Origin of the sequence: Arthrobacter sp. ZBG10 (assembly GCF_001238605.1) — a bacterium.
GTDB lineage: Bacteria > Actinomycetota > Actinomycetes > Actinomycetales > Micrococcaceae > Arthrobacter.
Genome location: NZ_LFQH01000003.1, coordinates 21,411 through 45,935, shown reverse-complemented (window position 1 = coordinate 45,935; position 24,525 = coordinate 21,411). Strand labels below are relative to the sequence as shown.

21 protein-coding genes are annotated in these 24,525 nt (G+C 67.6%); 16 read left to right on the top strand and 5 right to left on the bottom strand.

The window, feature by feature from the left end; translation table 11 throughout:
- Position 1: 1 nt before the first annotated feature.
- The 4 genes from ACU18_RS00730 to ACU18_RS00715 all read left to right on the top strand — a co-directional run bounded on the left by ACU18_RS00730 (position 2) and on the right by ACU18_RS00715 (position 6,179).
- On the top strand, positions 2–991 hold the full coding sequence (locus ACU18_RS00730) for an ABC transporter permease (RefSeq protein ID WP_050683607.1): 990 nt from the start codon (positions 2–4) through the stop codon (positions 989–991).
- Positions 988–3,225, top strand: a complete 2,238-nt coding sequence (locus ACU18_RS00725; protein ID WP_050683606.1) for an ABC transporter ATP-binding protein — start codon at positions 988–990, stop codon at positions 3,223–3,225. Before ACU18_RS00730 ends, ACU18_RS00725 begins: the two co-directional genes overlap by 4 nt.
- Before the next feature lie 52 nt (positions 3,226–3,277).
- Complete coding sequence (locus tag ACU18_RS00720) at positions 3,278–4,996, top strand: ABC transporter family substrate-binding protein (RefSeq protein ID WP_050683635.1); 1,719 nt, start codon at positions 3,278–3,280, stop codon at positions 4,994–4,996.
- A gap of 115 nt (positions 4,997–5,111) precedes the next feature.
- The gene (locus tag ACU18_RS00715; protein ID WP_050683605.1) at positions 5,112–6,179 is read left to right on the top strand and encodes a Gfo/Idh/MocA family protein; all 1,068 of its coding nucleotides are present in this window, start codon (positions 5,112–5,114) and stop codon (positions 6,177–6,179) included.
- On the opposite strand, the gene ald is transcribed toward ACU18_RS00715, so the two are convergent.
- A complete protein-coding gene (ald, locus tag ACU18_RS00710) occupies positions 6,176–7,294 on the bottom strand; it encodes an alanine dehydrogenase (RefSeq protein WP_050683604.1) in 1,119 nt (372 codons plus the stop codon). The genes ACU18_RS00715 and ald overlap by 4 nt on opposite strands.
- A 233-nt stretch (positions 7,295–7,527) precedes the next feature.
- On the opposite strand from ald, the gene ACU18_RS00705 reads away from it, so the two are divergent.
- The gene (locus tag ACU18_RS00705) at positions 7,528–8,748 is read left to right on the top strand and encodes a PucR family transcriptional regulator (protein WP_050683603.1); all 1,221 of its coding nucleotides are present in this window, start codon (positions 7,528–7,530) and stop codon (positions 8,746–8,748) included.
- Here the strand turns inward: ACU18_RS00705 and ACU18_RS00700 are convergent.
- Positions 8,745–9,134 carry a helix-turn-helix domain-containing protein gene (locus tag ACU18_RS00700; protein ID WP_050683602.1) on the bottom strand — a complete coding sequence of 130 codons (390 nt, stop codon included), beginning with the start codon at positions 9,132–9,134 and terminating at the stop codon, positions 8,745–8,747. The two genes, ACU18_RS00705 and ACU18_RS00700, sit on opposite strands and share 4 nt — an antisense overlap.
- A 48-nt stretch (positions 9,135–9,182) precedes the next feature.
- On the opposite strand from ACU18_RS00700, the gene ACU18_RS00695 reads away from it, so the two are divergent.
- A complete protein-coding gene (locus ACU18_RS00695; protein ID WP_050683601.1) occupies positions 9,183–9,968 on the top strand; it encodes an alpha/beta fold hydrolase in 786 nt (261 codons plus the stop codon).
- 18 nt (positions 9,969–9,986) lie between these two features.
- Here the strand turns inward: ACU18_RS00695 and ptsP are convergent, their stop codons facing one another.
- Positions 9,987–11,672 (bottom strand): phosphoenolpyruvate--protein phosphotransferase, encoded by a 1,686-nt coding sequence (gene ptsP, locus ACU18_RS00690; protein ID WP_050683600.1) that lies wholly within the window; start codon positions 11,670–11,672, stop codon positions 9,987–9,989.
- Positions 11,673–11,832: 160 nt separating this feature from the next.
- Here ptsP and ACU18_RS00685 point away from each other — a divergent pair, with 160 nt between their 5' ends.
- The 10 genes from ACU18_RS00685 (at position 11,833) to ACU18_RS00640 (ending at position 22,237) form a co-directional block, all read left to right on the top strand.
- Entirely contained in the window at positions 11,833–12,558 is a 726-nt protein-coding gene (locus tag ACU18_RS00685; RefSeq protein ID WP_050683599.1) for a TetR/AcrR family transcriptional regulator, read from the top strand.
- A gap of 97 nt (positions 12,559–12,655) precedes the next feature.
- Positions 12,656–14,650: a PTS mannitol transporter subunit IICBA gene (locus ACU18_RS00680; RefSeq protein ID WP_050683598.1), complete on the top strand. Its 1,995-nt coding sequence runs from the start codon at positions 12,656–12,658 to the stop codon at positions 14,648–14,650.
- Complete coding sequence (locus ACU18_RS00675) at positions 14,650–15,813, top strand: mannitol-1-phosphate 5-dehydrogenase (protein ID WP_050683597.1); 1,164 nt, start codon at positions 14,650–14,652, stop codon at positions 15,811–15,813. Before ACU18_RS00680 ends, ACU18_RS00675 begins: the two co-directional genes overlap by 1 nt.
- A gap of 200 nt (positions 15,814–16,013) precedes the next feature.
- The gene (locus ACU18_RS00670) at positions 16,014–16,964 is read left to right on the top strand and encodes a siderophore ABC transporter substrate-binding protein (RefSeq protein ID WP_050683634.1); all 951 of its coding nucleotides are present in this window, start codon (positions 16,014–16,016) and stop codon (positions 16,962–16,964) included.
- A gap of 23 nt (positions 16,965–16,987) precedes the next feature.
- A complete protein-coding gene (locus ACU18_RS00665) occupies positions 16,988–17,995 on the top strand; it encodes an ABC transporter permease (RefSeq protein ID WP_082178097.1) in 1,008 nt (335 codons plus the stop codon).
- Positions 17,988–19,049 (top strand): iron chelate uptake ABC transporter family permease subunit, encoded by a 1,062-nt coding sequence (locus ACU18_RS00660; RefSeq protein ID WP_050683596.1) that lies wholly within the window; start codon positions 17,988–17,990, stop codon positions 19,047–19,049. The genes ACU18_RS00665 and ACU18_RS00660 overlap by 8 nt, the downstream gene beginning before the upstream one ends.
- 37 nt (positions 19,050–19,086) lie before the next feature.
- Positions 19,087–19,845 (top strand): iron ABC transporter ATP-binding protein, encoded by a 759-nt coding sequence (locus ACU18_RS00655; protein ID WP_050683595.1) that lies wholly within the window; start codon positions 19,087–19,089, stop codon positions 19,843–19,845.
- 39 nt (positions 19,846–19,884) lie between these two features.
- Positions 19,885–20,394, top strand: a complete 510-nt coding sequence (locus tag ACU18_RS00650; RefSeq protein WP_050683594.1) for a GNAT family N-acetyltransferase — start codon at positions 19,885–19,887, stop codon at positions 20,392–20,394.
- Positions 20,395–20,443: 49 nt separating this feature from the next.
- Positions 20,444–20,887 (top strand): MarR family winged helix-turn-helix transcriptional regulator, encoded by a 444-nt coding sequence (locus ACU18_RS00645; protein ID WP_050683593.1) that lies wholly within the window; start codon positions 20,444–20,446, stop codon positions 20,885–20,887.
- 108 nt (positions 20,888–20,995) lie between these two features.
- The gene (locus ACU18_RS00640) at positions 20,996–22,237 is read left to right on the top strand and encodes an MFS transporter (RefSeq protein ID WP_050683592.1); all 1,242 of its coding nucleotides are present in this window, start codon (positions 20,996–20,998) and stop codon (positions 22,235–22,237) included.
- Position 22,238: 1 nt separating this feature from the next.
- Here ACU18_RS00640 and ACU18_RS19480 read toward each other — a convergent pair whose 3' ends face one another.
- Both ACU18_RS19480 and ACU18_RS00630 read right to left on the bottom strand, forming a co-directional pair.
- Positions 22,239–23,834, bottom strand: coding sequence for a DUF6297 family protein (locus tag ACU18_RS19480; protein ID WP_231685969.1), 1,596 nt, complete (start codon positions 23,832–23,834; stop codon positions 22,239–22,241).
- Positions 23,821–24,507: an ABC transporter ATP-binding protein gene (locus ACU18_RS00630; protein ID WP_050683591.1), complete on the bottom strand. Its 687-nt coding sequence runs from the start codon at positions 24,505–24,507 to the stop codon at positions 23,821–23,823. The genes ACU18_RS19480 and ACU18_RS00630 overlap by 14 nt, the downstream gene beginning before the upstream one ends.
- Positions 24,508–24,525: the final 18 nt, after the last annotated feature.

Here is a 24,525-nt window from a genome sequence, read left to right as displayed (position 1 = left end):
CATGACCAACCTTAACGCCGTAGACCCTGCAGCAGTTGCCGAGGAAGCACACCTGGAAAACGCCGATGTTGTCATCGGCAAATCCACCATCATCTTCCGCCGCTTTATGCGCAACAAAACGGCCGTGGCCGGGCTGGTGATCTTCCTGGCCTTGGTGGTGTTCTCCTTTGTGGGCAACTTCTTCACCACCTGGGACAAGGAGACCATCGACCCCTTCAACATCGGCATGCCGCCTTCTGCGGAGCATTACCTCGGCACTTCGCAGGCCGGCATCGACCTTTACGCCATGACCGTGGAGGGGACCCGGATCTCCATCCTGATCGGCTTGATCGTTGGCCTGGTCTCGGTGCTGATCGCCGCCGTGTACGGCTGCACCATGGCCTACTTTGGCGGCAAGGTGGACAAGGTGATGCTCTTTGTCCTGGAGGCGCTCATCATGATGCCCGCGCTGCTGGTGGTGGCCGTGGCCACCAGCGGCGGCGGTGCCAACTTCAAGCAGAACCTGCCGTCGTGGCTGCTGCTGATCATCGTCCTGCTGATCTTCAGCTGGATGGGAACGGCCCGGCTCATCCGGTCCCTGTCCATGTCCCTGATGCAGCGCGATTTCGTCAAGGCCGCCCAGTACATGGGAGTCCCGCCAGGGCGGATCGTGTGGCGGCACCTGGTGCCGAACATCGGCTCGCTGCTGGTCCTCGACGTCACCCGCGGCGTCACCGGCGCCATCCTCGCCGAGGTGGCCTTCTCCTTCATCGGCATCGGCATCAAGGTCCCGGACGTCAGCCTCGGTGTGCTGATCGGCGCGGCCACCTCACAGGTCCAGACCTTCCCCTGGATGTTCTGGGTGCCCCTGGCAGTGATGTTCCTCCTCACCGGGTCGCTGGCCATGATGAACGACGGGCTGCGGGACGCGTTTGATCCCAGCTCCAGTTCCGTGGGCAAGGCCCGGAAGACCACTGCCAGGAAGAACCGCGCGGAGATGAAGACCCCATGAGCAGCGAAACCACCACCGGAGCCTTCGAGCCCACCCCGTCCGCTGTGGAGCGCCTGCATGTGGCCGGCCTCCACGCCCCCACCGACGCTGTCCTGTCCGTCCGGGACCTGAATGTCCGGTTCAACTCCGAGAACGGTGTGGTCCATGCGGTCCGCGGCGTGGACTTCGACCTGCTGCCGGGCAAGACCCTGGGCATTGTGGGCGAGTCCGGTTCGGGTAAATCGGTCACGTCCCTGGCCATCATGGGCCTCCTGCCGCCCACCGCCGAGGTGTCGGGTTCCGTCCGGCTCCACGGCAGCGAACTGCTGGGACTCAGCGACAAGGCCATGTGCGCATACCGCGGCAACGACCTCGCCATGGTGTTCCAGGACCCGCTCTCCTCCCTGACCCCGGTATACACGGTGGGCGCCCAGATCATCGAGGCGCTGACCATCCACAACCCCGCCATGAGCAAGCAGGCCAAGGAGGCCCGCGCCGTCGAGCTCCTGGCCATGGTGGGCATCCCCAGCCCCAGGGACCGGCTGCGGGCCTTCCCGCACGAGTTCTCCGGCGGCATGCGCCAGCGCGTCATGATCGCGATCGCGATCGCGAACAACCCGCGCGTGCTGATCGCCGACGAACCCACTACCGCCCTGGACGTCACCATCCAGGCCCAGGTCCTCGAAGTGCTCCACAAAGCCCAGGAGGAAACGGGCGCGGCGGTGGTGATGATCACCCACGACCTCGGGGTGGTGGCCGGCATGGCGGACGACATCATGGTGATGTACGCCGGCAAGCCGGTGGAGACCGGCGTGGTGGACGAGATCTACTACAACCCGCGGATGCCCTACACCCTGGGCCTGCTGGGGGCCGTGCCCCGCGTGGACGTCTCGGAGAAATCATCCCTGATCCCCATCGAGGGCATCCCGCCGAACCTCATCCACGCCCCCACCGGCTGCTCCTTCGCGCCCCGCTGCCCGCTGGCCACCGACGCCTGCCTCGAGGGCGAACCGGCGCTGCTGCCCGTGGCCGGCAGCGGCCCGCACAGCGCCGCCTGCATCAAGTCGGACTCCCTTGGCCAGGACGTGGACGGGCACGAAGTGTTCTCCGCCCCGCCCGTTCCCGTTTCCCGTTTCGACGCGATTCCCCGCAACGAACGCGCCACGGTGCTCCAGCTCAACGATGTCCGCAAGCACTTCCCGCTGACCAAGGGCGCACTGCTGAAGAAGCGGATCGGCACCGTCAAAGCGGTTGACGGCCTGAGCTTCGACATCCGCGAGGGCGAATGCTTCTCCATCGTGGGGGAGTCCGGCTCCGGCAAAACCACCACGCTCCTGGAAATCATGGAGTTCCACAAGGACCAGGACGGCGAGGTGGTGATCGGCGGCATCAGCAACAAAAAAGCCACTGATGCCCGGACCAAGAGCGCCATGCGCCGGGAACTGCAGATGGTGTTCCAGGACCCCACCGGCGCCCTTGACCCCCGGTTCACCGTCTACGAGGTCCTCGCCGAACCCCTCCAGAACGCGGGAATGGACAAGCCCGCGATCCGGAAGCGGATCATGGAGCTGATGAAGCTCGTGGGCCTGCAGCCGGACCACGTGAACCGCTTCCCCAACCAGTTCTCCGGGGGCCAGCGCCAGCGCATCGGCATCGCCCGGGCCCTGGCAGTCAACCCCAAACTGGTGGTCCTGGACGAACCGGTCTCCGCCCTGGACGTCTCCGTCCAGGCCGGCGTCATCAACCTGCTGGACAAGCTTCGGGCCGAACTGGGGCTGAGCTACCTGCTGGTAGCCCACGACCTCTCGGTGGTCCGGCACATCTCCAACCGGGTTGCCGTGATGTACCTGGGCAAGATCGTGGAAGTGGGCGAGGTGGACCGCGTGTTCGATAACCCACGCCACCCCTACACCAGGGCCCTCCTGTCCGCCATCCCGGTACCGGACCCGCACCTGGAACGCACCAGGGAACGCATCATCCTCAAGGGCGACCTTCCCTCTCCCCTGGATGCCCCCAAGGGCTGCAACTTCGCCACCCGCTGCCCGGTTTTTGCCGCGTTGCCGGCGGCGAAGCAGGAAAAGTGCCTCACGCTGGAGCCGCCCCTGGAAGCCGCCGGGCCGTCGTCGGCCGTCCAGGTCCTGGAAGCCGGCTCCGCGGAACCCCTCGACCAGCGCTTCGCCTGCTTCTTCCCCGACGGGGAACTGGACGAGGAAATGCTTGCGGTCCACGATTCGGCGGAACACAATGCACCCTAGATTTTTCCGACCCATCACCAGCATCACCACCCGCACCAACGAAGGGAACACCATGAGGAATCTGACGAAGATCGGCGGAGCAGCAGCCATCGCTGCGGCTCTAACGCTGACGGCATGCGGCAACGGCGGCGGGTCCACCGGCCCCGAAACCGCCAAGGGGCAGGAGTCGGGCAGCGACCTCTCAAAGCTCATCAGCGTCAACGAGAAGCCGGCAGCAGACCTGGAGCAGGGCGGCAAGGTCACCCTTCCGCTGGGCAACATCGGCCCGGACTTCAACGGTTTCTCCAACAACGGCAACAGCGCGGACAACTCCGCCCTGCAGATCCCGATGAACCCGGTGGCCATGAACAGCGGCGGCATCGGCGGCTGCTGGAAGGTCGACTTCCTGGGCAAGGTCACGCCCAACACCGACTTCTGCGAGACCGTGGACAGCGAGGTGAAGGACGGCAAGCAGACCATCACCATCAAGGTCAACGACAAGGCCACCTACAACGACGGCACCCCCATCGACGTCAAGGCGTTCCAGAACACCTGGAACATCCTTAAGAGCCCCGACGCCGGCTACGACATCGTCAGCTCCGGCGCGTACGAGTTCGTCGAGTCCGTCGAGGCCGGCAGCAGCGACAAGGAAGTCATCGTCAAGACGACCCAGCCTGTCTACCCCGTGGATTCGCTCTTCTTCGGCCTGATCCACCCGGCCGTGAATACCCCGGAAATCTTCAACGAAGGCTTCAACGGCGACATGCACGCCGAGTGGATGGCCGGCCCGTTCAAGCTGGACCAGTACGACACCGCGGCCAAGACCGTGACCCTGCTCCCCAACGAGAAATGGTGGGGCGCCAAGCCGGTCCTGGCCAACGTCACCTTCCGCCAGCTGGAAAGCAGCGCAGCCATTGCCGCTTTCAAGAACGGCGAAATCGACGCCGTCTCCGCCAACACCATCACGCCGTACAAGCAGCTTGAGGGCACCAAGGACGCGGACATCCGCCGCGGCCAGCGCCTCTTCGCCGGCGGCATGAACATGAACGCCCAGCGGATCACCGACGTTGCCGTCCGCAAGGCCGTCTTCGCCGCCGTCGACCGCGAGGCACTGCGCAAGGTCCGCTTCAACGGCCTGAACTGGGAGGAGCCCAGCTCCGGTTCCATGATGGTGCTGCCGTTCTCCGAGTACTACCAGGACAACTACCCCGTCAAGGAAACCGGCGCTGACGCAGCCAAGAAGGTGCTCACCGACGCAGGCTACGCCCCCAACGCCAACGGCATCATGGAGAAGGACGGCAAGCCCGCCGCCTTCAAGATCAGCAACTTCGGCGACGATCCCACCACGCTTGCCTTCACCCAGACCCTGCAGAAGCAGCTCCAGGCCGGTGGCATGGACGTTGGCATCGACCAGCGCGCCTCCGCCGACTTTGGCAAGGTCATTGGCGGCCGCGAGTTCGACATGAGCGTCTCCGGCTACACCGTGGGTCCTGACGCAACGGACGCCGTCAAGCAGTACTACGACTCCAAGACCAACGAAAACGAACTGGGCGACGCCGAGCTGGACAAGAAGATCGCCGATCTCGCATCCATCGAGGACAACGCCGAGCGCAACAAGGCGGCAATGGAAGTTGAGAAGGAGCACATGGCGAAGTACTTCTCCATGGGCGTGGTTATGAACGGCCCGCAGATCTCCTTCGTCCGCACGGGCCTGGCCAACTACGGCCCGTCCCTGTTCCAGAGCCTCTCGCAGGTTCCGGACTGGACCACCCTGGGCTGGGAAAAGAAGTAATCCCCACCTGATCCGGGTTTTTCCGCGACGCTCCCCCACCTCGCAGCCTTTACGGGCCGGAAGTGGGGGAGCGTCTGCGTTTAAGCCCGGAACGTGGGGGAGTAGCGTGGAGGCCATGACCGGCATCCCCGAAGACCGCCCCATCCGCACGGCCATTGTGGGCTACGGCCTCTCCGGGAGCGTTTTTCACGCCCCGCTGATCGCCGCAGACCCCCGGTACGCCCTGGATCTTGTGGCCACGTCGGACCCGGGACGGCAGGCCGCGGCCCGACAGCTCCAGGGCGCGGAGGTGGTGGCCGACGGCGGCGCGGTCCTTGAGCGTGCGGCCCACCTGGACCTGGTGGTCCTGGCCACCCCGCCGGCCACCCATTTCCCGCTCGCGAAGGCTGCGCTGGAGGCCGGGCTGGACGTGGTGGTGGATAAGCCTTTCGCGGTCACCAGCGCGGAAGGCCGGGAGCTGGTGGACCTGGCACGCAGCCTGGGCCGGGTCCTCACGGTCTTCCAGAACCGGCGCTGGGACGGTGACTTCCTGACTGTCCGGAAGCTCCTGGCAGCCGAGGCGCTGGGTCCCGTGACCCGCTTCGAATCCCGTTTCGAACGGTGGCAGCCCGTCATTTCGAAGGCCTGGAAGGCCACTGCCACTGCGGTCGATGGCGGCGGCACGCTCTTTGACCTTGGCAGCCACCTGATCGACCAGGCGCTGGTGCTCTTCGGCCCGGCCCGGGTGGTCCACGCCGAGCTGCTGGCGCGCCGTTCGGACGAGCGCGTCGACGACGACGCTTTCCTGGTACTCCGGCACCGCTCGGGAGTCACCAGCCACCTCAGCATGAACATGCTTTGCGCCCAGCAGGGCCCGCGGTTCCGGATCCTGGGCTCGGTGGGTGGCTTCACCAAACACGGCGTGGACCCGCAGGAACCATATATCGCCGCAGGCGGCAGCCCGCTGGACGCCGGATACGGCGTGGAAGCCCCGGAATGGGCCGGGCTGCTGGGCCGGGACGGACACCTGGCCGCGCTGCCCACCGAACGGGGTGCGTACCCCGAGTTCTACCGGCTCCTCGCGGACCGGCTGGCTGGCGGTGGCACAGCTTCGACGGCGCCTTTGCCGGTGGACCCGGAAGACGCCGTCGAAACCTTGAAAATTATTGAAGCGGCCAGGGAGCTGGCCGGTTCGGCAGGCTAGGCGGAAACCAGTTCGTGCCAATCAGCCGTAAGCGGCAGGCCGTGGGCCTCGGACACGGAGTGGTGTGCCACGTGGCCTGCAGCGATGTTCAGGCCTGCAGCGAGGGCGGGGTCACGGTCAAACGCGGCCTTGACGCCCAGGTTGGCCAGCGACACGGCGTACCGGAGCGTGACGTTGGTCAGGGCGTAGGTGGACGTGTTGGGGACCGCGCCGGGCATGTTGGCCACGCAGTAGAAGATGGTGTTGTGGACCCGGTACGTGGGTTCCTGGTGCGTGGTGGGGCGGGTATCTTCGAAGCAGCCGCCCTGGTCCACCGCGATGTCCACCAGGACGGAGCCCGGCTTCATGCGGGCCACGAGGTCGTTGGTGACAAGCTTGGGTGCCTTGGCGCCGGGGATCAGCACGGAGCCGATCACCAGGTCCGCGTCGATGACGGACTTCTCGATTTCGTACTTGTTGGACGCCACGGTCTTGAGCCGGCCCTGGTACTGGGCGTCCAGTTCGCGCAGGCGGTTGATGTTGATGTCCATGATGGTGACGTCTGCACCCAGGCCCAGGGCCATGGCGGCGGCGTTGGTGCCCGCGACGCCGGCTCCGAGGACCACAACCTTGGCGGGGCGGACGCCCGGGACGCCGCCCAGGAGGACGCCCTTGCCGCCGGCGGGTGCCATCAGGGACGCGGCGCCCACCTGGACGGAGAGCCGGCCTGCGACCTCGGACATCGGGGCCAGCAGCGGCAGGGCCCGGCCGTCCTGGACGGTTTCGTACGCGATGGCGGTGACGCCGGCATTGATCAGTTCGCGGGTCAGTTCCGGCTCCGCGGCGAGGTGCAGATAGGTGAAAAGCACCAGGCCCTTACGGAACCGGTGGTACTCCGCGGCGATGGGTTCCTTGACCTTCATGACCATGTCCGCACGGCCCCACACATCATCCGCGTCGGTGACGATCTCGGCGCCCGCAATGGCGTATTCCTCGTCGGTGATCCCGGAACCGAGGCCCGCGCCGCGCTCCACCAGGACGGTGTGGCCGTGGCTTTGGAATTCGTGGACACCGGCGGCCGTAATGGCTACGCGGAACTCGTTGTTCTTGATTTCTTTGGGGACGCCGATGATCACGGGAAGCTCCAGGTTCTCGGCGGGATTCGCCGGAAAGTACTGATATTTGATGTACTTCCACGATAAATCCGGTTGTGAGCCAGCCGACATTGACCATCAGTGCCCGATGCCATGGTTCCCCGCCATTCCGGGACTTTCGATGGCCTGTGCTCGACACATGTCGAGGTCCGGGGCGGCAAGTGTCGCCTCATGTCCGTTCGTTGCGGCGGCCCGGCAGGCAGTACTGTGGGCCCATGCAGCAGCAGGGTGTGGAACAGCTCGTGGAACAGGTGGCGCAGAAACTGGGCCGCGGCCTCTCCCTGGAGGACCTCGACGGTTTGCTGCTCGCCTACAGCTCCAACCAGTCCCACGCCGACCGTGTCCGGGTCAACTTCCTGCTCAGCAAAAAAGTGCCGGCGGACGTCAGCGCCTGGCAGCTCTCCCACGGCATCGCCACCGCGGTGCGTCCGGTGGTGGTCCCTGCCAACCGCGCGCTGGGCATGCTGGGCCGCATCTGCGTCCCGCTGATGGTCCGCGGCTTCCGGGTGGGGTACCTCTGGGTCCAGCAGGACTCAGTGGAGGAAAGCCCGACGGCGATCCTCACCCAGTTGCCGGCCGTCAACCATGAGCTGGAGTCGCTGTCCGGGCTGCTGCTCGAATCCAACACCGCCGAATCGGAATTCCGCCGCGGCCGGGAACGCGAATTCCTGGCCGCCTGCGCGGGGGAGCCCAACGCCGTCGCTGCCGTGGCGGGCTGGAAGGAAGTCCAGGGCCGCGGACCCTGGCAGGTGGTGACCGTCCTGGACGCTGACGGCTGGGCCGGCGGTCCGGATTCTTTGGCCTCCACCCTGATCCACCGCTCCACAGCACTGCAGGCAACAGTGGGGGTGGACGCCGCGCTGTTCAGCGCCGGCACCGAGACGCATTCGGTGCTGCTGTTCCGCGAGTCAACGGGCCGGGCCAACCATGCGCAGGTGCTGGTGCACTACCAGCTGGAGCTGGCCAAGCGTTCGGGCCGGCCGGTCCACCGCATCATCTTAGGCATCAGCGAGGGCTTCGGCAGGACCCGGGGGCTGGCCGAGGCCTACCGCCAGTCGCGGCTGGCGGCGCAGGCCGCTGCGGTTGATCCGCAGCTGGGGGAACTGGTGGACTGCCGCTCCACCGGGGTGTACCAGCTCCTGGCCTCCGCCGGCGGTGGTGTGGGCGCCTGGGCGGACTCCGGTTCCGTGTACTTCCGGATGCTTGAGGACCACGACCGGAACGGCGAATTGATCCCGGTGCTGGAGCTGCTTTATGACAACGACGGCTCCGTGCAGGATGTGGCGGCCAGGCTGCACCTGCACCGCAGCAGCATCTACAACCGGCTGGGCCGGATCCGCCGGCTGCTGGGTGTTGATCCGCTCAAGGGGATGCCCCGGCTGGAACTCTCGGCGGCGCTGAAGATGCGGCGCTGGGCGGGCCGGCCCCGGATCTAGGCGGCCGGGCCCGCGGCGGCATCCCGCTTCTGCTGGTCCACCCAGGCCAGGATCGCCGCCAGCGGGATCCTGCGGTGGGTGCCGCGGTACTCCACCGGAATCTCGCCGCGGTCCGTCATGTTCCGCAGGTACGTGTGCGAGATGCCGGCAAGTTCGGCCGCCTTGGAGGTGGTGAGCATCTCCTCGACGCTGCTGACAGTCACCGCCTCGCTCCTGCCAAAACGCCGGAGCAGGTCCACTACCGCGTCGGCCGCCAATGGCGGAAGCCGATGGACGGTGCCGTCCACAAAGACGGTGATGTCCTCGCTTCCCTCCAGCGCACGGGCCAGGCGCTCGGCATCGTCACGGGGCAGGGCGCCGGTCATCCTGGGAGCTATCAGTGCCATGGGATCAGCCTACCGGCGTCCTTCCGGGCCCGGCGGTATGCTCGGCCGATGACGTTAAGTGGCGGCCGGGCCGTGGAATCCGGCGGACTGCACGGCACCCTGTACGCAACGGCCGGCCCGCAGGCCGGCGGTGGGCAACGGCCTGCCTACGTGTTGCTGCACGGTATTGGGGTTTCGCACCGGTACCTGTCCCGGCTGCACCGCGAACTGGCCCGGGACGCGGACGTCTACTCGTTCGACCTGCCGGGCTTCGGCGGGACTCCGCGACCGCCGCGGCAGCTGCAGGCGGCGGACTACGCCGCTTTTGTGCTCGGAGCCATGGCCGCCGAAAGGCCCGGCACCTTTGTGGTGGTGGGCCATTCCATGGGCAGCCAGTTCGCCGTTGAGGCGGCGCTGCAGGCACCCGACCGCGTTACGGCGGTGGTGCTGATGGGGCCGGTGGTGGACGCGGCCCGGCGGAGTGTGCCCCGGCAGGCCGCCGCGCTGACCAGGGACGCCATGTTCAGTGAATCCCCCGGCGCCAACAGCATCGTGTTCACCGATTACTTCCGGGCCGGGCCACGCTGGTACCTCACCGAGCTGCCGGTCATGATGGCCTATGCGATGGAGGACCGGCTGGCCGGCGTGGCCCAGCCGGTCCTGGTGCTCCGCGGCGCCAGGGATCCGGTGGCCCGGCTGCCGTGGTGCCGGCGGCTGGCTGCGGCGGCACGGAACGGCGCCGTGGCCGAAGTCGCCGGGCAGGGGCACGTCTTCCAGCACACGGCGGCCGGCGTGGCCGCGGCAGCCATCAGCAGCTGGGTGCGGGCCCCGGACGGCTTCGGCGTTACCGCCTGACCCGCAGCACCCGGTGGCTTAGAGGCCCAGCTCAGCCAGGACCGGCAGCTTCTCCCGGACCCAGTTCCGCGCCTCGGTGGCGCTCGGCGCCGACAGGGCCAGCTTGGCCAGTTCCTGCGCTTCGGCCAGGGTCACGGTCTTGAGCACTGCCGCAACAGCGGCCAGCGAACGGGCCGTCATGGACAGGGTGGTCACGCCGAGTCCGGTGAGGACGACGGCGAGGGCCGGGTCGGCAGCGGCCTCGCCGCAGACGCCAACAGGCTTGGCGTTTCCCTCGGCCCGGGAGCCTTCAACCGTGAGTCCCACCAGCCGCAGGACGGCGGGCTGCCAGGGGGTGTTGAGGTTGGCCAGCGGCCCGAGCTGCCGGTCCGCGGCCATGGCGTACTGGGTGAGGTCGTTGGTGCCCAGGCTGGCGAAGCCCACCTCGCGCAGGATCGCCTCGGCGGTCAGGGCGGCGGAGGGGACCTCCACCATAACGCCGGGCGTTTTGATGCCTGCGTCGGAGCACATGGAAGCGAACCGGGCCGCTTCCTCCGCCGTCGAAATCATCGGGGCCATAACCCACACGTCCGCCTCGGACTGCTTTTCGGCCAGGGCGATGGCTTCGAGCTGCCGGTCCAGGACCCCGGGTGTGGTGAAGTCGGTGCGGTACCCGCGGACGCCCAGGGCCGGGTTGGGCTCGGTGGAGTCGGTCAGGAACGGCAGCGGCTTGTCGGCGCCGGCATCCAGCGTCCGCAGGACCACCTTTTTGCCCGGGAAAGCGTCGAAAACGCTCTTGTAGGCCGCGGCCTGCTCCTCAACGGACGGCTCGGAGTCCCGTTCCAGGAAGCAGAACTCGGTGCGGAACAGGCCAACACCCTGCGCGCCCAGCTTGGCCGCCGCCTCAGCGTCCTTGCCGCCGCCAACATTCGCCAGCAGGGGCACCAGGTGCCCGTCCGCGGTGATGCCCGTGCCGCTGAATTCAGCCAGCAGGGACGCCGTGGCGGCCCAGGCCGTGGCAGCCTCGCGCAGGGAATCATCGGGAGCGGCAGTGATGGTTCCGGCGGCGCCATCCACGTAGACCTCGGTGCCATCCTGGAGTTCGTCCACGCCCACGGCGGCCACAACGGCCGGCAGGCCAAGGGAACGCGCAATGATGGCCGTGTGGGACTGCGGACCGCCGCCGGCAGTCACCAGGGCCAGGACCTTGTTGGGGTCCAGGGTTGCGGTGTCAGCGGGCGCCAGGTCCTCGGCCACCAGCACAAACGGCGTGGCGGACGTGGGGATGCCGGGTGCCGGGACGCCGCGGAGTTCGGCCACAATCCGGGCCCGGACATCCAGGACGTCCGTGGCGCGCTCCGCCATGTAGCCGCCCAGGTTGTGGAGCATCTCCGAGACCGAGGAGCCGGATTCCCAGATGGCCCGCTCGCTGGAGATGCCCCTGGCCACCAGTTTGGCTGCACCCTTGATCAACATGGTGTCCTTGGCCATCAGTGCCGTGGCTTCCAGGACGGCCTTGCCGTCCCCGATGGCATGGGCTGCCCGGGCCTTAAGCTCGTCGTGGACCGACTGCGAGGCTGCTTTCAGCGCTGCAGTGGCTTCCTCCGCCGTGGTTCCTTCGGCCAGCTGTTCCCCCGCGGGCGGTTCGCTGATCGGTTTGGGCATCTGGCGGATGGTGCCGATGATGCGGCCGGGGCTGACGCCTACTCCTGGGAAGTTCTGCACTGAAGGTCCTATTCTCTGCCGGTAGCCAGGCCCGTCAAGATCTCCGGCGCCCTGCCGGTGCCGCCGGCGGACTGCTACGTCCGGAGGCGGAAAACGTGCCTGAAAAAATTGTATGTGATTCAGTTCATATAGCGATGCTATAGGTGCTAGGGTAGCGGTTATGAGTTTGGATGGCCAGCTTCCCCCGAAAATGCGGCTGCTCCGTGCTGCCGCGGAGCTGTTGGCCAAGTCTGCCGGCGCGCCCGTTTCCACCCGCCAGATCACGCAGCTGGCAGGGGTCACGGCGCCCACGCTTTACCACCACTTCGGTGACAAGGAAGGTCTGTTCGACGCCGTTGTCGCCGCAGGGTTTGAAGAGTACGTCGCGGGTGAAAGGGATTTTGCCCCCTCCGGAAAGCCTCTTGAGGACATCCGGAGAATGTGGGACAACCATGTCCAGTTTGGCCTTAACCAGCCGGAACTGTACCTGGTGATGTTCGGCAACATCCGCCCGGAAAACCGCCCCGCCATCGTCGCCGATGCCGAGGCGCTGATGGAGGAGATGCTGAACAAGGCAGCGGCGGCGGGCCAGCTGAACGTCCAGCCCCGGGAGGCGGCCAGGTCCATCCTGGCGGCCAACGTGGGTGTGACGCTCATGCTGATTGCGGAGCCCGCCACCGAACGCAACCTCGAACTGTCCACCATGACCCGGGACGCCATGATCTTTGCGGTGTCCGCCGAGCCCGCCAGCGGCTCGGCGGCGGGGGATTCCGGGAGATCCTCGGTGGTGGTGGCAGCGATAGCCCTGAATGCCGCGCTTCAGGCCTCGCACTCGGACCAGCTTTCGAGCTCGGAACTCAAGCTGTTCCTCGAATGGCTTCACCGCATCTCAGCCAGCCCGGCCTAGCCGCGGCACGGCAGGCGCACCCGTTCCATCAGCAGCACGTCGTCGGAAATCATCGGACCATCCTGCGGAGCAGCAGGAATGACGGTTAGGAAATCACATGGCAACAGAGACAGTTGCAAAACCACGCACCAGCGCGCGGGTCCACGTCCAAAAGTTCGGGACCTTCCTGTCCGGCATGATCATGCCCAACATCGGCGCGTTCATCGCCTGGGGCCTCATCACGGCCCTGTTCATTGAAAAGGGCTACATCCCGATCCCCGAACTGGGCGGTTTCGGAACCAACGCCGACGGCGATCCCAACGTGGGCATCGTCGGGCCCATGATCACCTACCTGCTGCCCCTCCTGATCGGCTACACCGGCGGCCGCATGGTCCACGATGTCCGCGGCGGCGTGGTGGGGGCCATCGGCACCATGGGCGTCATTGTGGGCGCCGGCATCCCCATGTTCATCGGCGCCATGATCATGGGGCCCCTGGGCGGCTGGACCATGAAAAAGCTCGATGCGTTGTGGGATGGCAAGATCCGGCCCGGCTTCGAGATGCTGGTCAACAACTTCTCCGCCGGCATCTGGGGCGCCATCCTGGCCCTGATCGGGTTCTTCGCCATCTCCCCCCTGGTTGCGGCCTTCACGGACGCGGCCGGCAAGGTGGTGGAGTTCCTGGTGAACAACGGCCTGCTGCCGCTGACGAGCATCTTCATTGAACCTGCCAAGGTCCTCTTCCTGAACAACGCCATCAACCATGGCGTGCTGACACCCCTGGGCATCCAACAGGCGCAGGTGGACGGCAAATCGATCCTGTTCCTCCTCGAAGCCAACCCCGGCCCGGGCCTGGGCATCCTGCTGGCCTTTATGCTGTTCGGCCGTGGCGCCGCCAAGGCCTCCGCCCCCGGCGCAGCAATCATCCACTTCTTCGGCGGCATCCACGAGATCTACTTCCCGTACGTCCTGATGAAGCCGGCCCTGATCCTCGCCGCCATCGCCGGCGGCATGACCGGCATCGCCACCCTGTCCCTGACCGGCGCTGGTTTCCGGGCCCCGGTGGCCCCGGGCTCCATCATCGCCGTCTACGCGCAGGCCGCCAGTGACAGCTACATTGGCGTCACCCTCGCTGTTGTGCTGGCCACCGCGGCATCCTTCCTGGTGGCAGCGGTCATCCTCCGGGCGTCCAAGGACAAGGGCGAGGGCGACCTCAGCGCCGCCACCTCCAGGATGGAGGGCATGAAGGGCAAAAAGAGCTCTGTCTCCAGTCACCTGGGCGGCGGTTCCGGCAACGTTGCAGTGCTCGCCGGTCCGGTCCGCTCCGTGGTTTTCGCGTGCGACGCCGGTATGGGCTCCAGCGCCATGGGCGCCTCGGTGCTTCGGAACAAGATCAAGGCGGCAGGCTTCCCTGACGTCAAGGTCACCAATTCGGCCATCGCCAACCTGAGCGACACCTACGACATCGTGGTGACGCACCAGGACCTGACCGAACGGGCCATGCCGGCCACCGCCAGCGCCACCCATTACTCGGTGGACAACTTCATGAACAGCCCCAAGTACGACGAGATCGTTGAGCTGGTCCGGCAAAGCAACTCCGACGCCGGTACGGCAGCACACGCCTCCGAGGCCGCAGCGCCCGCCCCGGCGGCTGCGGCGGAACCCGCCGCAACCGCCCCCGGCGCAGACATCCTGGCCCGCGAAAGCGTGGTGCTGACCGGATCGGCCACCACCCGTGACGCGGCCATCGACGAAGCCGGCCGGCTGCTCCTGGCCCGCGGCGCCGTGGACCAGGGCTACGTTGACGCCATGCACGAACGCGAGGAATCGGTGTCCACCTACATGGGCAGCTTCCTGGCCATCCCGCACGGCACCAACGCCGCCAAGGACCACATCATCAAGTCCGCCGTCTCGGTGATTCGCTACCCGCAGGGCATCGACTGGAACGGCAAGCAGGTCAAGTTTGTGGTGGGCGTGGCCGGCGTCAACAACGAACACCTGCACATCCTGTCCTCCATCGCCAAGGTCTTCACGGACAAGGCCCAGGTGGCCCGCCTCGAGGAAGCCACCACCGTGGAGGAAGTCCTGGAGCTCTTCGGAAAGGTCAACTCATAGTGAAGTCAGTACATTTCGGCGCCGGCAATATCGGCCGCGGCTTCGTGGGGCTGCTGCTCCACGAGGCCGGCTACGAGGTGGTGTTTGCAGACGTTGCGGAAGGTTTGATCGACCAGCTGTCAGCGGCTTCCAGCTACCGGGTCCACGCGGTGGGGGAGGAGCCCACGGTGCATTCCGTGGACAACTTCCGGGCGCTGAACTCCGGCAGCCAGGAAGCCGACCTGGTCGCGGAGATCGCCACGGCAGACGTGGTGACCACCGCCGTCGGACCCCACATCCTGAAGTTCGTGGCACCCGTGATCGCCAAGGGCCTCGCGGCGAGGTCCGCGGACCTCGCGCCACTGCAGGTGATGGCCTGCGAAAACGCCATCAACGCCACGGACATCCTGGCCGCCGAAGTGGGTGCCAGTCCGGAAGCCGGCCAGGGTGCGCTGGCCGGCCGCGCGGTGTTCGCCAACACCGCCGTGGACCGGATCGTCCCCAACCAGGAACCCGGCCAGGGCCTGGACGTCACGGTGGAGACGTTTTACGAGTGGGTCATCGACCGGACACCGTTCGCCGGGAACGCCCCGGAAATCCCCGGCGCCACATTTGTGGACGACCTCGCGCCGTACATTGAACGGAAGCTCTTCACCGTCAACACGGGGCACGCCTCGGCCGCCTATTTCGGGTTTGAGGCCGGGCTGGAGAAGATCTCGGACGCCATGGCGGACCAGGACGTGGCCGAGGACGTACGCGCCGTGCTGGCGGAGACCAAGCAGCTGCTGGTCTCCAAGCACGGCTTCAACGCCGATGAGCAGGAAGCCTACGTCCAGAAGATCCTGGTCCGGTTCTCCAACCCGCACCTCCCGGACACCGTGAACCGGGTGGGCCGGGCGCCCCTGCGCAAACTCAGCCGGAACGAACGGTTTGTGGGTCCCGCCGCGCAGCTGGCGGAACAGGGCATCGTCCCGGAGGCGCTCCTGGGGGCCATGGCGGCGGCCCTGCGCTTCAACGACCCCGCCGATGCCGAAGCCACTGAACTGGCGCAGATCCTGGCGTCCGCCAGCGCCGCGGATGCCACGGCCAGGATCACCGGGCTGGAGCCGGGCCACCCACTGTTCCAGGCGGTGGCAACCCTGGTGGAAGAGCGCCAGGCCGAGGTGGCCGGTACTCCCGCCTGAGCCGCAGCCCGGCCCGCCGGGTGCTTGACCACTGCCCGCGACGCCGGCACCCACCTGGGTGCCGGCGTCGTTGAGTGTGATCCGCCGCACAATATGCACCGCATGACGTTTTTCGTTTTGAAGTTAGCCTTTCCTTACTTATAGGCTTCCCGGTATTAGGCAACAGAGTTGTGACGTATTACCGGAAACTGGAGAATGACGTGAAGAAGAGACTGTCGAGCTACCTGGGGGCGCTTGCGACGGGGGCGGCCCTCCTGGCCGTGACCGCATGCGGCGGGAGCGCAACAGCAACGTCAGTTGAAGGGGAAGCCAGGACGATCACCGTGGAGCACGCCCAGGGCAGCACCGCAGGAGTTCCGGTCAACCCGGAGAAGGTCTTCACGTTTGACCTTGGCATCCTCGACACCATGGATGCCCTCGGCGTGGACCCGGCCGGTGTCCCCGAGGCCAGCTACCCCGCATCCCTGGAAAAGTACGCCGACGCCAAGTACACCAAGATCGGCTCCCTGAAGGAACCCGATTTTGAAGCCGTCAGCGCCGGCGACCCGGACCTCATCATCATCACCGGCCGCACCGCCGGCGCGTACGCCGAGCTGAGCAAGATCGCCCCCACGATCGACCTGTCCATCGACGCCAAAGACCCGATGGCCAGCTTCAAGTCCCAGAGCGAAAAGCTGGGGGCCATCTTCGACAAGTCGGCAGCAGTTGAAGAGCAGCTCGCGGCCGTGGACGCCACCGTGACTGAAACCAAGGCCAAGGCCGCCGGCGCCGGCAAGGGCCTGATCGTGCTGACCTCCGGCGGCGAAGTCACGGCCTACGGCGCAGGCTCGCGCTTCGGCATCATCCACGACGTCCTGGGCGTGCCCACCGCCGCGGAGGTCAAGAGCGAGGGCAGCCACGGCGAAGCCGTCTCCTTCGAGTACATCAAGGCGACCAACCCGGACATCCTCTACGTCATCAACCGCGACACCGCGATCGGCACCGAAGGTTCCACCGTCAACCCCATCCTGGACAACGAGCTGGTCAAGTCCACCAACGCCGCCAAAAACGGCAGGATCGTCAACCTGGACCCCGCCGGCTGGTACATCGTGGGCTACGGCCTGAACAACGTCAAGGCCATGGTTGATGCCGTGGCCGGCTCCGTAGCCTGAGCCCAGCCCGGGTTGCCGCAGCCATGACCGTCACCGCCGTGCGCCCGGCCGCGCCGGCACCCCCCAGCCAGGCCCGCAGGACGGCGGGCCTGGCTGCGGCCGTTGCCGGCGTGCTGGCCCTGGCTGCGGCCAGCATGTTCATCGGCGTCAGCGACGTCTCCCTCCCCGCCCTGCTGTCCGGTGACCAGGCAACGGCCGAGGTCTTCTGGATTTCCCGGGTGCCGCGGACCCTGGCCGTGGTCCTCGCCGGGATGGCCGTGGCCGTGGCCGGGCTCATCATGCAGCTCATGGCCCGGAACCGGTTTGTGGAACCCTCCACCGTGGGCACCGTTGAAGCCGCCACCCTTGGCATCCTGGTGGTCACCGCCTTCGCCCCCGCCGCGCCCATGCTGGTCAAAATGCTGGTTGCCAGCGGGTTCGCCCTGCTGGGAACGGCGCTTTTCCTGGCCATCCTCCGCCGCCTGCCCGTCCGCAACACGCTCCTCATTCCACTGGTGGGCATCATGCTGGGCGGCGTCATCGCCGCCGTCACCACCTTCTTCGCCTACCGCTTCGACCTCCTGCAGACGCTCAGCAACTGGATGATCGGCGACTTCTCCGGCGTGCTGCGGGGCCGCTACGAACTGCTCTGGATCGTGGCGGTCCTGATGCTGGTGGGCCTCCTGGCGGCGGACCGTTTCACCGTAGCCGGCATGGGACAGGACTTCACCACCAACCTGGGCCTCAACTACGCCCGCACCATGCGGCTGGGATTGGTGATTGTCTCGCTGATCTCCGCCGTGGTGGTCACCACCGTGGGCGCGGTCCCGTTCCTGGGGCTGGTGGTGCCCAACATCGTCTCCCTGGTCTTCGGTGACAACCTCCGCCGGTCCGTCCCCTGGACCGCCCTGATGGGGGCCACCTTTGTGCTGGCCTGCGACATCATCGGCCGCACCATCCGCTACCCCTACGAGGTCCCGGTGGGCATGGTGATGTCCGTGGTGGGCGCCATCGTGTTCCTCATCCTGATCCTGAAGAAGCGCAATGCCTGAAACAGCCCCCGCCCCTGCCCGCCCCGGTGTGCCCGCTGGCCCCCGGGTGCCGCATGGTCCGGCCCGGACCGGAGCCGGCCGCCGCCTCAAAGCCGCCATCCGCAACGCCCCGCCGCACCTGGTGGCGGCCGTGCTGCTGGTCCTGGCGGCCGCCGTCGTCTGCTTGTTCCTGTTCTTCGACCTCAAGGGGAACGTGGGCTACATCCTGCCCCGCCGCGCCATCAAGGTGGCCGCCATGCTGCTGGTAGCGGTGGCTGTGGGCGTGTCCACCCTGCTGTTCCAGACCGTCACCGCCAACCGCATCCTGACGCCCTCCATTATGGGCTTCGACTCGCTGTACATCCTGATCCAGACGGCCCTGACGTTCACGCTGGGCGCCGCCACCGTCGTGGCCGCACCGCCCACCCTGCAGTTCGGCCTCGAGGTGCTGCTGATGGTGGCCTTCAGTGCGCTGCTGTACCGCTGGATGTTCACCGGCGCCGCCCGGTCCCTGCACCTGCTCCTGCTGGTGGGCGTGATCCTGGGCAGCCTGTTCCGGGGCTTCTCCTCCCTGCTGCAGCGGCTGATGGAACCCAGCGAATTCATCATCCTGCAGGACCTCTTTTTCGCCTCCTTCAACAACGTGGACCCCGCCCTGCTGGGAGTCTCCGCGCTGATCATCCTGGCCGTCTGCGCCGCCGTGTGGCGTTCCCGGCACACCCTGGATGTCCTGGCGCTGGGCCGCGAAGTGGCCATCAACGTGGGGGTGGACCACCGGCGGGTGGTCATGCTGGTACTGCTGGGCTGCTCGCTGATGGTGGCCGTCTCCACGGCGCTGGTAGGACCCGTGACCTTCTTCGGCCTGCTGGTGGTCAGCCTGGGCTACCAGCTGTGCCGCGGGTTCAGCCACGCCTGGCTGCTGCCCATCGTCGTGCTGATCGGCGCCGTGGCCCTGGTGGGCGGCCAGCTGGTCCTGGAAAAGGTCTTCGGCTTCGGCACCGCCCTGAGCGTTGTCATCGAATTCACCGGCGGCATCCTGTTCCTCTACCTGCTCCTGAAAGGCTCGCTCAAATGATCCGCCCCACCCCCCGCTCCGGCTTCGGGGCCCGGCCATGATCGAAGTCCGCAACGTCTCCAAGAGCTACGGCGGCGTGGCCGTCCTGGACGACGTCACCTGCACCATCCCCCAGGGCGGCATCACCTCCATCATCGGGCCCAACGGCGCCGGGAAATCCACCCTGCTGGCCCTGATCAGCAGGCTGCAGCCGCTGGAATCCGGCGCCGTCTCGGTGGCGGGGCTGGACGTCGCCGGCACCGACAGCCGCGAGCTGGCACGGACCATGGCCATCCTGCGGCAGGAAAACCACCTCACCATGCGGCTCACCGTGCGCGACCTGGTGGCTTTTGGCCGGTTCCCGCACTCCGGCGGCCGCCCCACGGTGGCGGACAAGGCCAAGATCGAGGAAGCCATTGGCCACCTCGACCTGACGCCCATGGCGGACAAGTTCGTTGATGAGCTCTCCGGCGGCCAGCGCCAACGCGCCTTTATCGCCATGGTGCTGGCCCAGGACACCTCCTACCTCCTGCTGGACGAGCCGCTCAACAACCTGGACATGAAGCACTCCGTGGAGATGATGCGGCTGCTCCGCCGCCTGGCCGACGACCTCGGCAAAACGGTGGTGCTGGTGGTCCACGACATCAACTTCGCGTCCTGCTACTCGGACACCATCCTGGCCATGAAGGACGGCCGGCTGGTCCACCAGGGCAGCCCCCGGCAGATCATGCAGCAGGCCATGCTGCGCGACGTCTACGACATCGACATCCGGATCGAGGAAATCGACGGGAACCGGATCGGGGTCTACTTCTCCTGAACTCGCCCGACGCCGGGGCGCACGGGTAGCGTGGGGCGCATGACGACGCCCCCCGCAGCGCTCCTGTCCACCGATGTTGCCGGCGGCACGTTCCTCCTGCGTGAGGCCACCAGCGCGGACCTTCCGGACATCCTGCGGCTCCTCGCCGATGACCGGCTGGGCGCCGGCCGCGAGGACCAGGCAGACCTCGCACCGTACCTGGCAGCGTTCACCGCGATCGACGCCGACCCCGCCCACCAACTGGTGGTGGGCCGGTTCCTTGGCCAGGACGGCAGCGAAACCATGGCTGCAACCTGCCAGCTGAGCATGCTCCCCGGCCTTTCCCGGCAGGGCTCATGGCGCGCGCAGATCGAAGCGGTCCGCGTGGCGGCGGAGCTGCGGAGCCACGGCCTAGGCGGAATCATGATCCGGTGGGCCATTGCGGAGTCCCGGCGCCGCGGTTGCGCCATGGTGCAGCTGACCACCGACAAGTCCCGGACCGACGCGCAGCGCTTCTACTCCCGGCTGGGTTTCACGGGCAGCCACCTGGGCATGAAGCTGGTCTTCTGATGCAGGGCCGCTTGACCATTAGGCACCCTAACTATTAGGATACCTAAGTATGAGTATCCCGCCGATCACCGATCCCCAGTTACTGGCCCTGGCCCAGGATTTCCGCGAAAACCTGCGCCTGAGCGTCTACCTGGCCCGGCGGCTCGATTCCGAAGGGGAGCTCAGCTCGGTCCAGATCAGCACACTCAAGATGCTGTTCGACGGCGGCGTCCGGGTGGGGGACATTGCCCGCAACCTCGGCGTCAAGGTTCCCAGCGCCACGGAACAGATCATCAAGCTCGAGAAAGCCGGCCTGGCCAGCCGGGGCCCGGATCCGCACGACTCCCGCGCCGTCCTGGTGGACATCACGCCGGCGGGGCGCAGCGCCGTCGACGCCGCCAACCGCAAACGCAACGCGGCCGTGGCCGCCATCCTCGAATCCCTCGATGACAACGACCGGGCCGCCCTGGCGGCGGCGCTGCCCGTCATCGCGAAGATCAACGCCGCAGGCTGACCACCCCGCCGGGATGCCCGGCCACCACGCGCCGCCCGCACGTCCGGCGCGCACACCGCCGTCGACCCCAAAAGTCGACGCAAACCCGTGAATCAGGAGATTTTTCCCATGAAGGGCACGCTCGCAGGAGCACAGCCGGCAGCAGCACTGCCGGACGCAGAAGACACCCTCAAGGCCGAAAAGGCATCGTTCCTCAAACAGCCCAAGGCTGTGTGGGCCACCGCGATCGCCGCCGTGTTTGCGTTTATGGGCATCGGGTTGGTTGACCCCATCCTCCCCGCCATCGCCAAGAACCTGGACGCCAGCCCCAGTGAAGTATCACTGCTGTTCACCAGCTACTTCCTGGTCACCGCCATCGCCATGCTGGTGACCGGCTGGGTGTCGTCACGGATCGGCGGCAAGCGGACCCTCTTGATCGGCCTGGGCATCATCGTGGTGTTTGCCTCGCTCAGCGGCACCGCCACCAGCGTCAACGAACTGGTCGGCTTCCGCGCCGGCTGGGGCCTGGGCAACGCCCTCTTTGTAGCCACCGCGCTGGCGGTCATCGTCGGCGTGGCCAGCGGCGGCGCCGGAACAGCCATCATCCTCTATGAGGCAGCCCTCGGCCTGGGCATCTCGCTCGGCCCCCTCCTGGGTGCCCTGCTGGGCGGCTGGCAGTGGCGGGCTCCGTTCTTCGGCACCGGTGTGCTGATGGCCATCGCCTTCATCGCCCTCCTGGCGCTGCTGCCCAAAACCCCCAAGCCCCAGGCCAAGGTCCGGCTCCGCGACCCGCTCCTGGCCCTGGGCCACAAGGGCCTGCGCACCACCGCCGCCAGCGGCCTCTTCTACAACTACGGCTTCTTCACCATCCTGGCCTTCACCCCCTTCATCCTGGGCATGGACGCCTACGGCATCGGTGGCGTGTTCTTTGGCTGGGGCGTGGCAGTTGCAGTGTTCAGCGTGTTTGTGGCCCCCGTCCTGCAGAACAGGTTCGGCGCCGTCAAGGTCCTCACCGGCACCCTCACGCTGCTGCTGCTGGACCTGGTGGGCATCGGCCTGGCCGCCGGAAACTCGGTGCCCGCAGTAGTGGTCCTGGTCATCGTGGCCGGCGCGCTGCTGGGCGTCAACAACACCGTGTACACGGAACTGGCCATGGGCGTCTCCGACTCACCCCGGCCCGTCGCGTCCGCCGGCTACAACTTCGTCCGCTGGATGGGCGGCGCCCTGGCACCCTTCCTGGCGGCCCAGCTGGGTGAGCATTTCGGCCCGCAGGTGCCGTTCTTCGCCGGAGCCGTGGCCATGGCCGTGGCCATCCTGGTGGCGTACAGCGGCCGCAAGTACCTGACGGCGCACGAACCGCACCTGGTCTGAGCTACCGCCCGGCGCCGGGCCGCGCGGGACCGGACAGCAGGACGAGCAGCACCGCCGCCCCGCTCACCACCGCCTGGGCCGCCAGCAGTGCCGGGAAGGCCTGGCCCAGGTACAGGGCCAGGCCCGTGGGCAGCAGGCACAGGATGGTGGCATCCAGTCCGCGCAGCAAGGAAGCCAGTTGGGTCCGGGGAACCGGGCCCATCGGCGTATCCACCGGCGGCAGGGTCCAGTCGGCCGCGGGCCGGGTGGCGCCCCGGACCGTCCCGGCGCCCATTCCCAGGCCGGCCAGCGCGCCCATCAGCACCAGCAACGGCCCGCCGGCCCCCAGCAGCACCAGCGTTCCCGTCAGCACCGTCATCCACAGGGCAAGGGCGGCGGCCGGCATCAGCATCCTGCTGGCGCGGACCTGGGCAGGGGACAGCGGCAGGAGGGCGTCCAGTTCGGGCAGCAGGGCCGTCCGACGGGCCACCGTCCCCATTCCGCTGGCCACGGCGCACCCGGCCACAGCCACAAAGGCCAGCTGCATCGGCGCCGGAAGGCCGGCGTCGGAAATCATCAGCGCCAGGCAGGCGGCCAGCCACAGCCCGGGAGCGGTAAACCCTGGCTGCAAGCGGAGGAATGCGGCAATGTCCGCCCTGACCAGTCCGGCCAACGGACCCCGCGTGGGCCGCCGGTACAGCTCAGCGGCGCGTCCGGCCGCCGCGGGCCGGGGTTCGCCGGCAAGGGAGCGGAGCAGCTCGTTTGCATCCAGGAAAAACACCGACGCCCCGGCGTGGCCGGACACGGCGCCGCCCCGGATCAGTTCGGTGCTGCCGACGGTTCCCGCGCGCCGGAGGGCAACCGTCAAAACGACGACGGCGGCAGCCACCGCCAGCGCCACCGCTCCCAGCCCCGGCATCCCCGGCGGCCAGCCGGTGCCCGCGACCCGCGGCAGGAGGGCCAGCAGGGCAAGGACCAGCGCAATGACGGCAGCCCCGGCCCGGCGGCCGGTACGCGCACCCTGCGGCCCGAGCTGCAGGATGGCGGCGGCGCCCAGGACGGTCAGGGCGGCTGCGCCGAAGGTTGCCGCGGCCGCGGCATGCGCGCCAACCGACAGGTCCAGGCCAGTCAACAGGCTGAACGGCAGGTAGCCCACGGCGCTGCCCAGCCCCACCCACATGATCCGGCGCCGGAAGGTGGGCAGCACCATCGGGCCCCTGTCCACAGGCAACGGCAGCCACCAGGCGCCCTGCGCGCCGGTGACAGCCACCGGACCAAGGCGGCGGGCCACGGTGAGGATGCCCGCGAGGGCCGCGTACGTCATGAGGAACCACAGGACGGCGGCCGGCAGCTGCAGCGGACTTCCCGTAACCAGGCCGCTTCGCCCGGGATCGTTGCCTTCGATCCCGTCCCGGAGGGCAAACACGAAGGAGACCGCCATCGCGGCCGCGCAGCCGAACGCCAGGACGGACGTGTAGATGTCCGCAAAGGCATCTCCCAGGCTTGTCAGGGAGCGGTTGTAGGTTCGCGACTGCGCCCTGGTGAAGGCCACTGCTTCCCGGGCCAGCCGGCGTTCCGGCCCGGGCGTGACCAGACCGGGAGCCTTAGAGGCCTGCAATGAATGCCGCCCCTTCGTCAGCCGGGACCGTGGCCACCTCCGCCTTGATCACCAGGCAGGAAGTGGCTGTCCGGACCAGGAGCGTGGGATCGTGCGTCACCAGCAGGACAGCCCCGCCGGCGGCAGCGTGCTCCCGGATCCGGCCGGCCAGGGCGTCACGCATCACGGGGTCCAGCCGCTGTTCCGGTTCATCGAGGATCAGCAGCGAGGCCGGCCGGATAAACCCCGCGGCCAGCAGCAGCCGCCGCCGCTGCCCTGATGAGAGGGCGTCCGGAACCGCTGTGGCCCGGTCAGTGAGGCCAAAAAAGTCCAGTTCGGCGGCCACGCATTCCTCCGCGTTGGCCAGCGAATGGCCACGGGCCACCAGGAGCAGGTGCTCGGCCACGCTGAGGGACGGAAAGAAGAGGTCGTCGTCGAACACTGCTGCGACCTGCCGGCGGAAGTTCACCGCGTCCCGGTCCACCAGCAGGCCTTGGATCCGGACGTCGCCGGAGAGCGCCGGCTGGCGCCCGGCAAGGGTCTGCGCCACGGTGGACTTGCCGGCCCCGTTGACTCCCACCACGCCCAGGATCTCGCCGGCCCTTACCGCCAGGGCGACTTCGCCGCACACCGGCACGCCGCCGTACCCCACCAGCAGCTGCCCGGCCTCAAGTACCGCCCCCGATTCCGTCATCCTCCAAACCTATCGGGA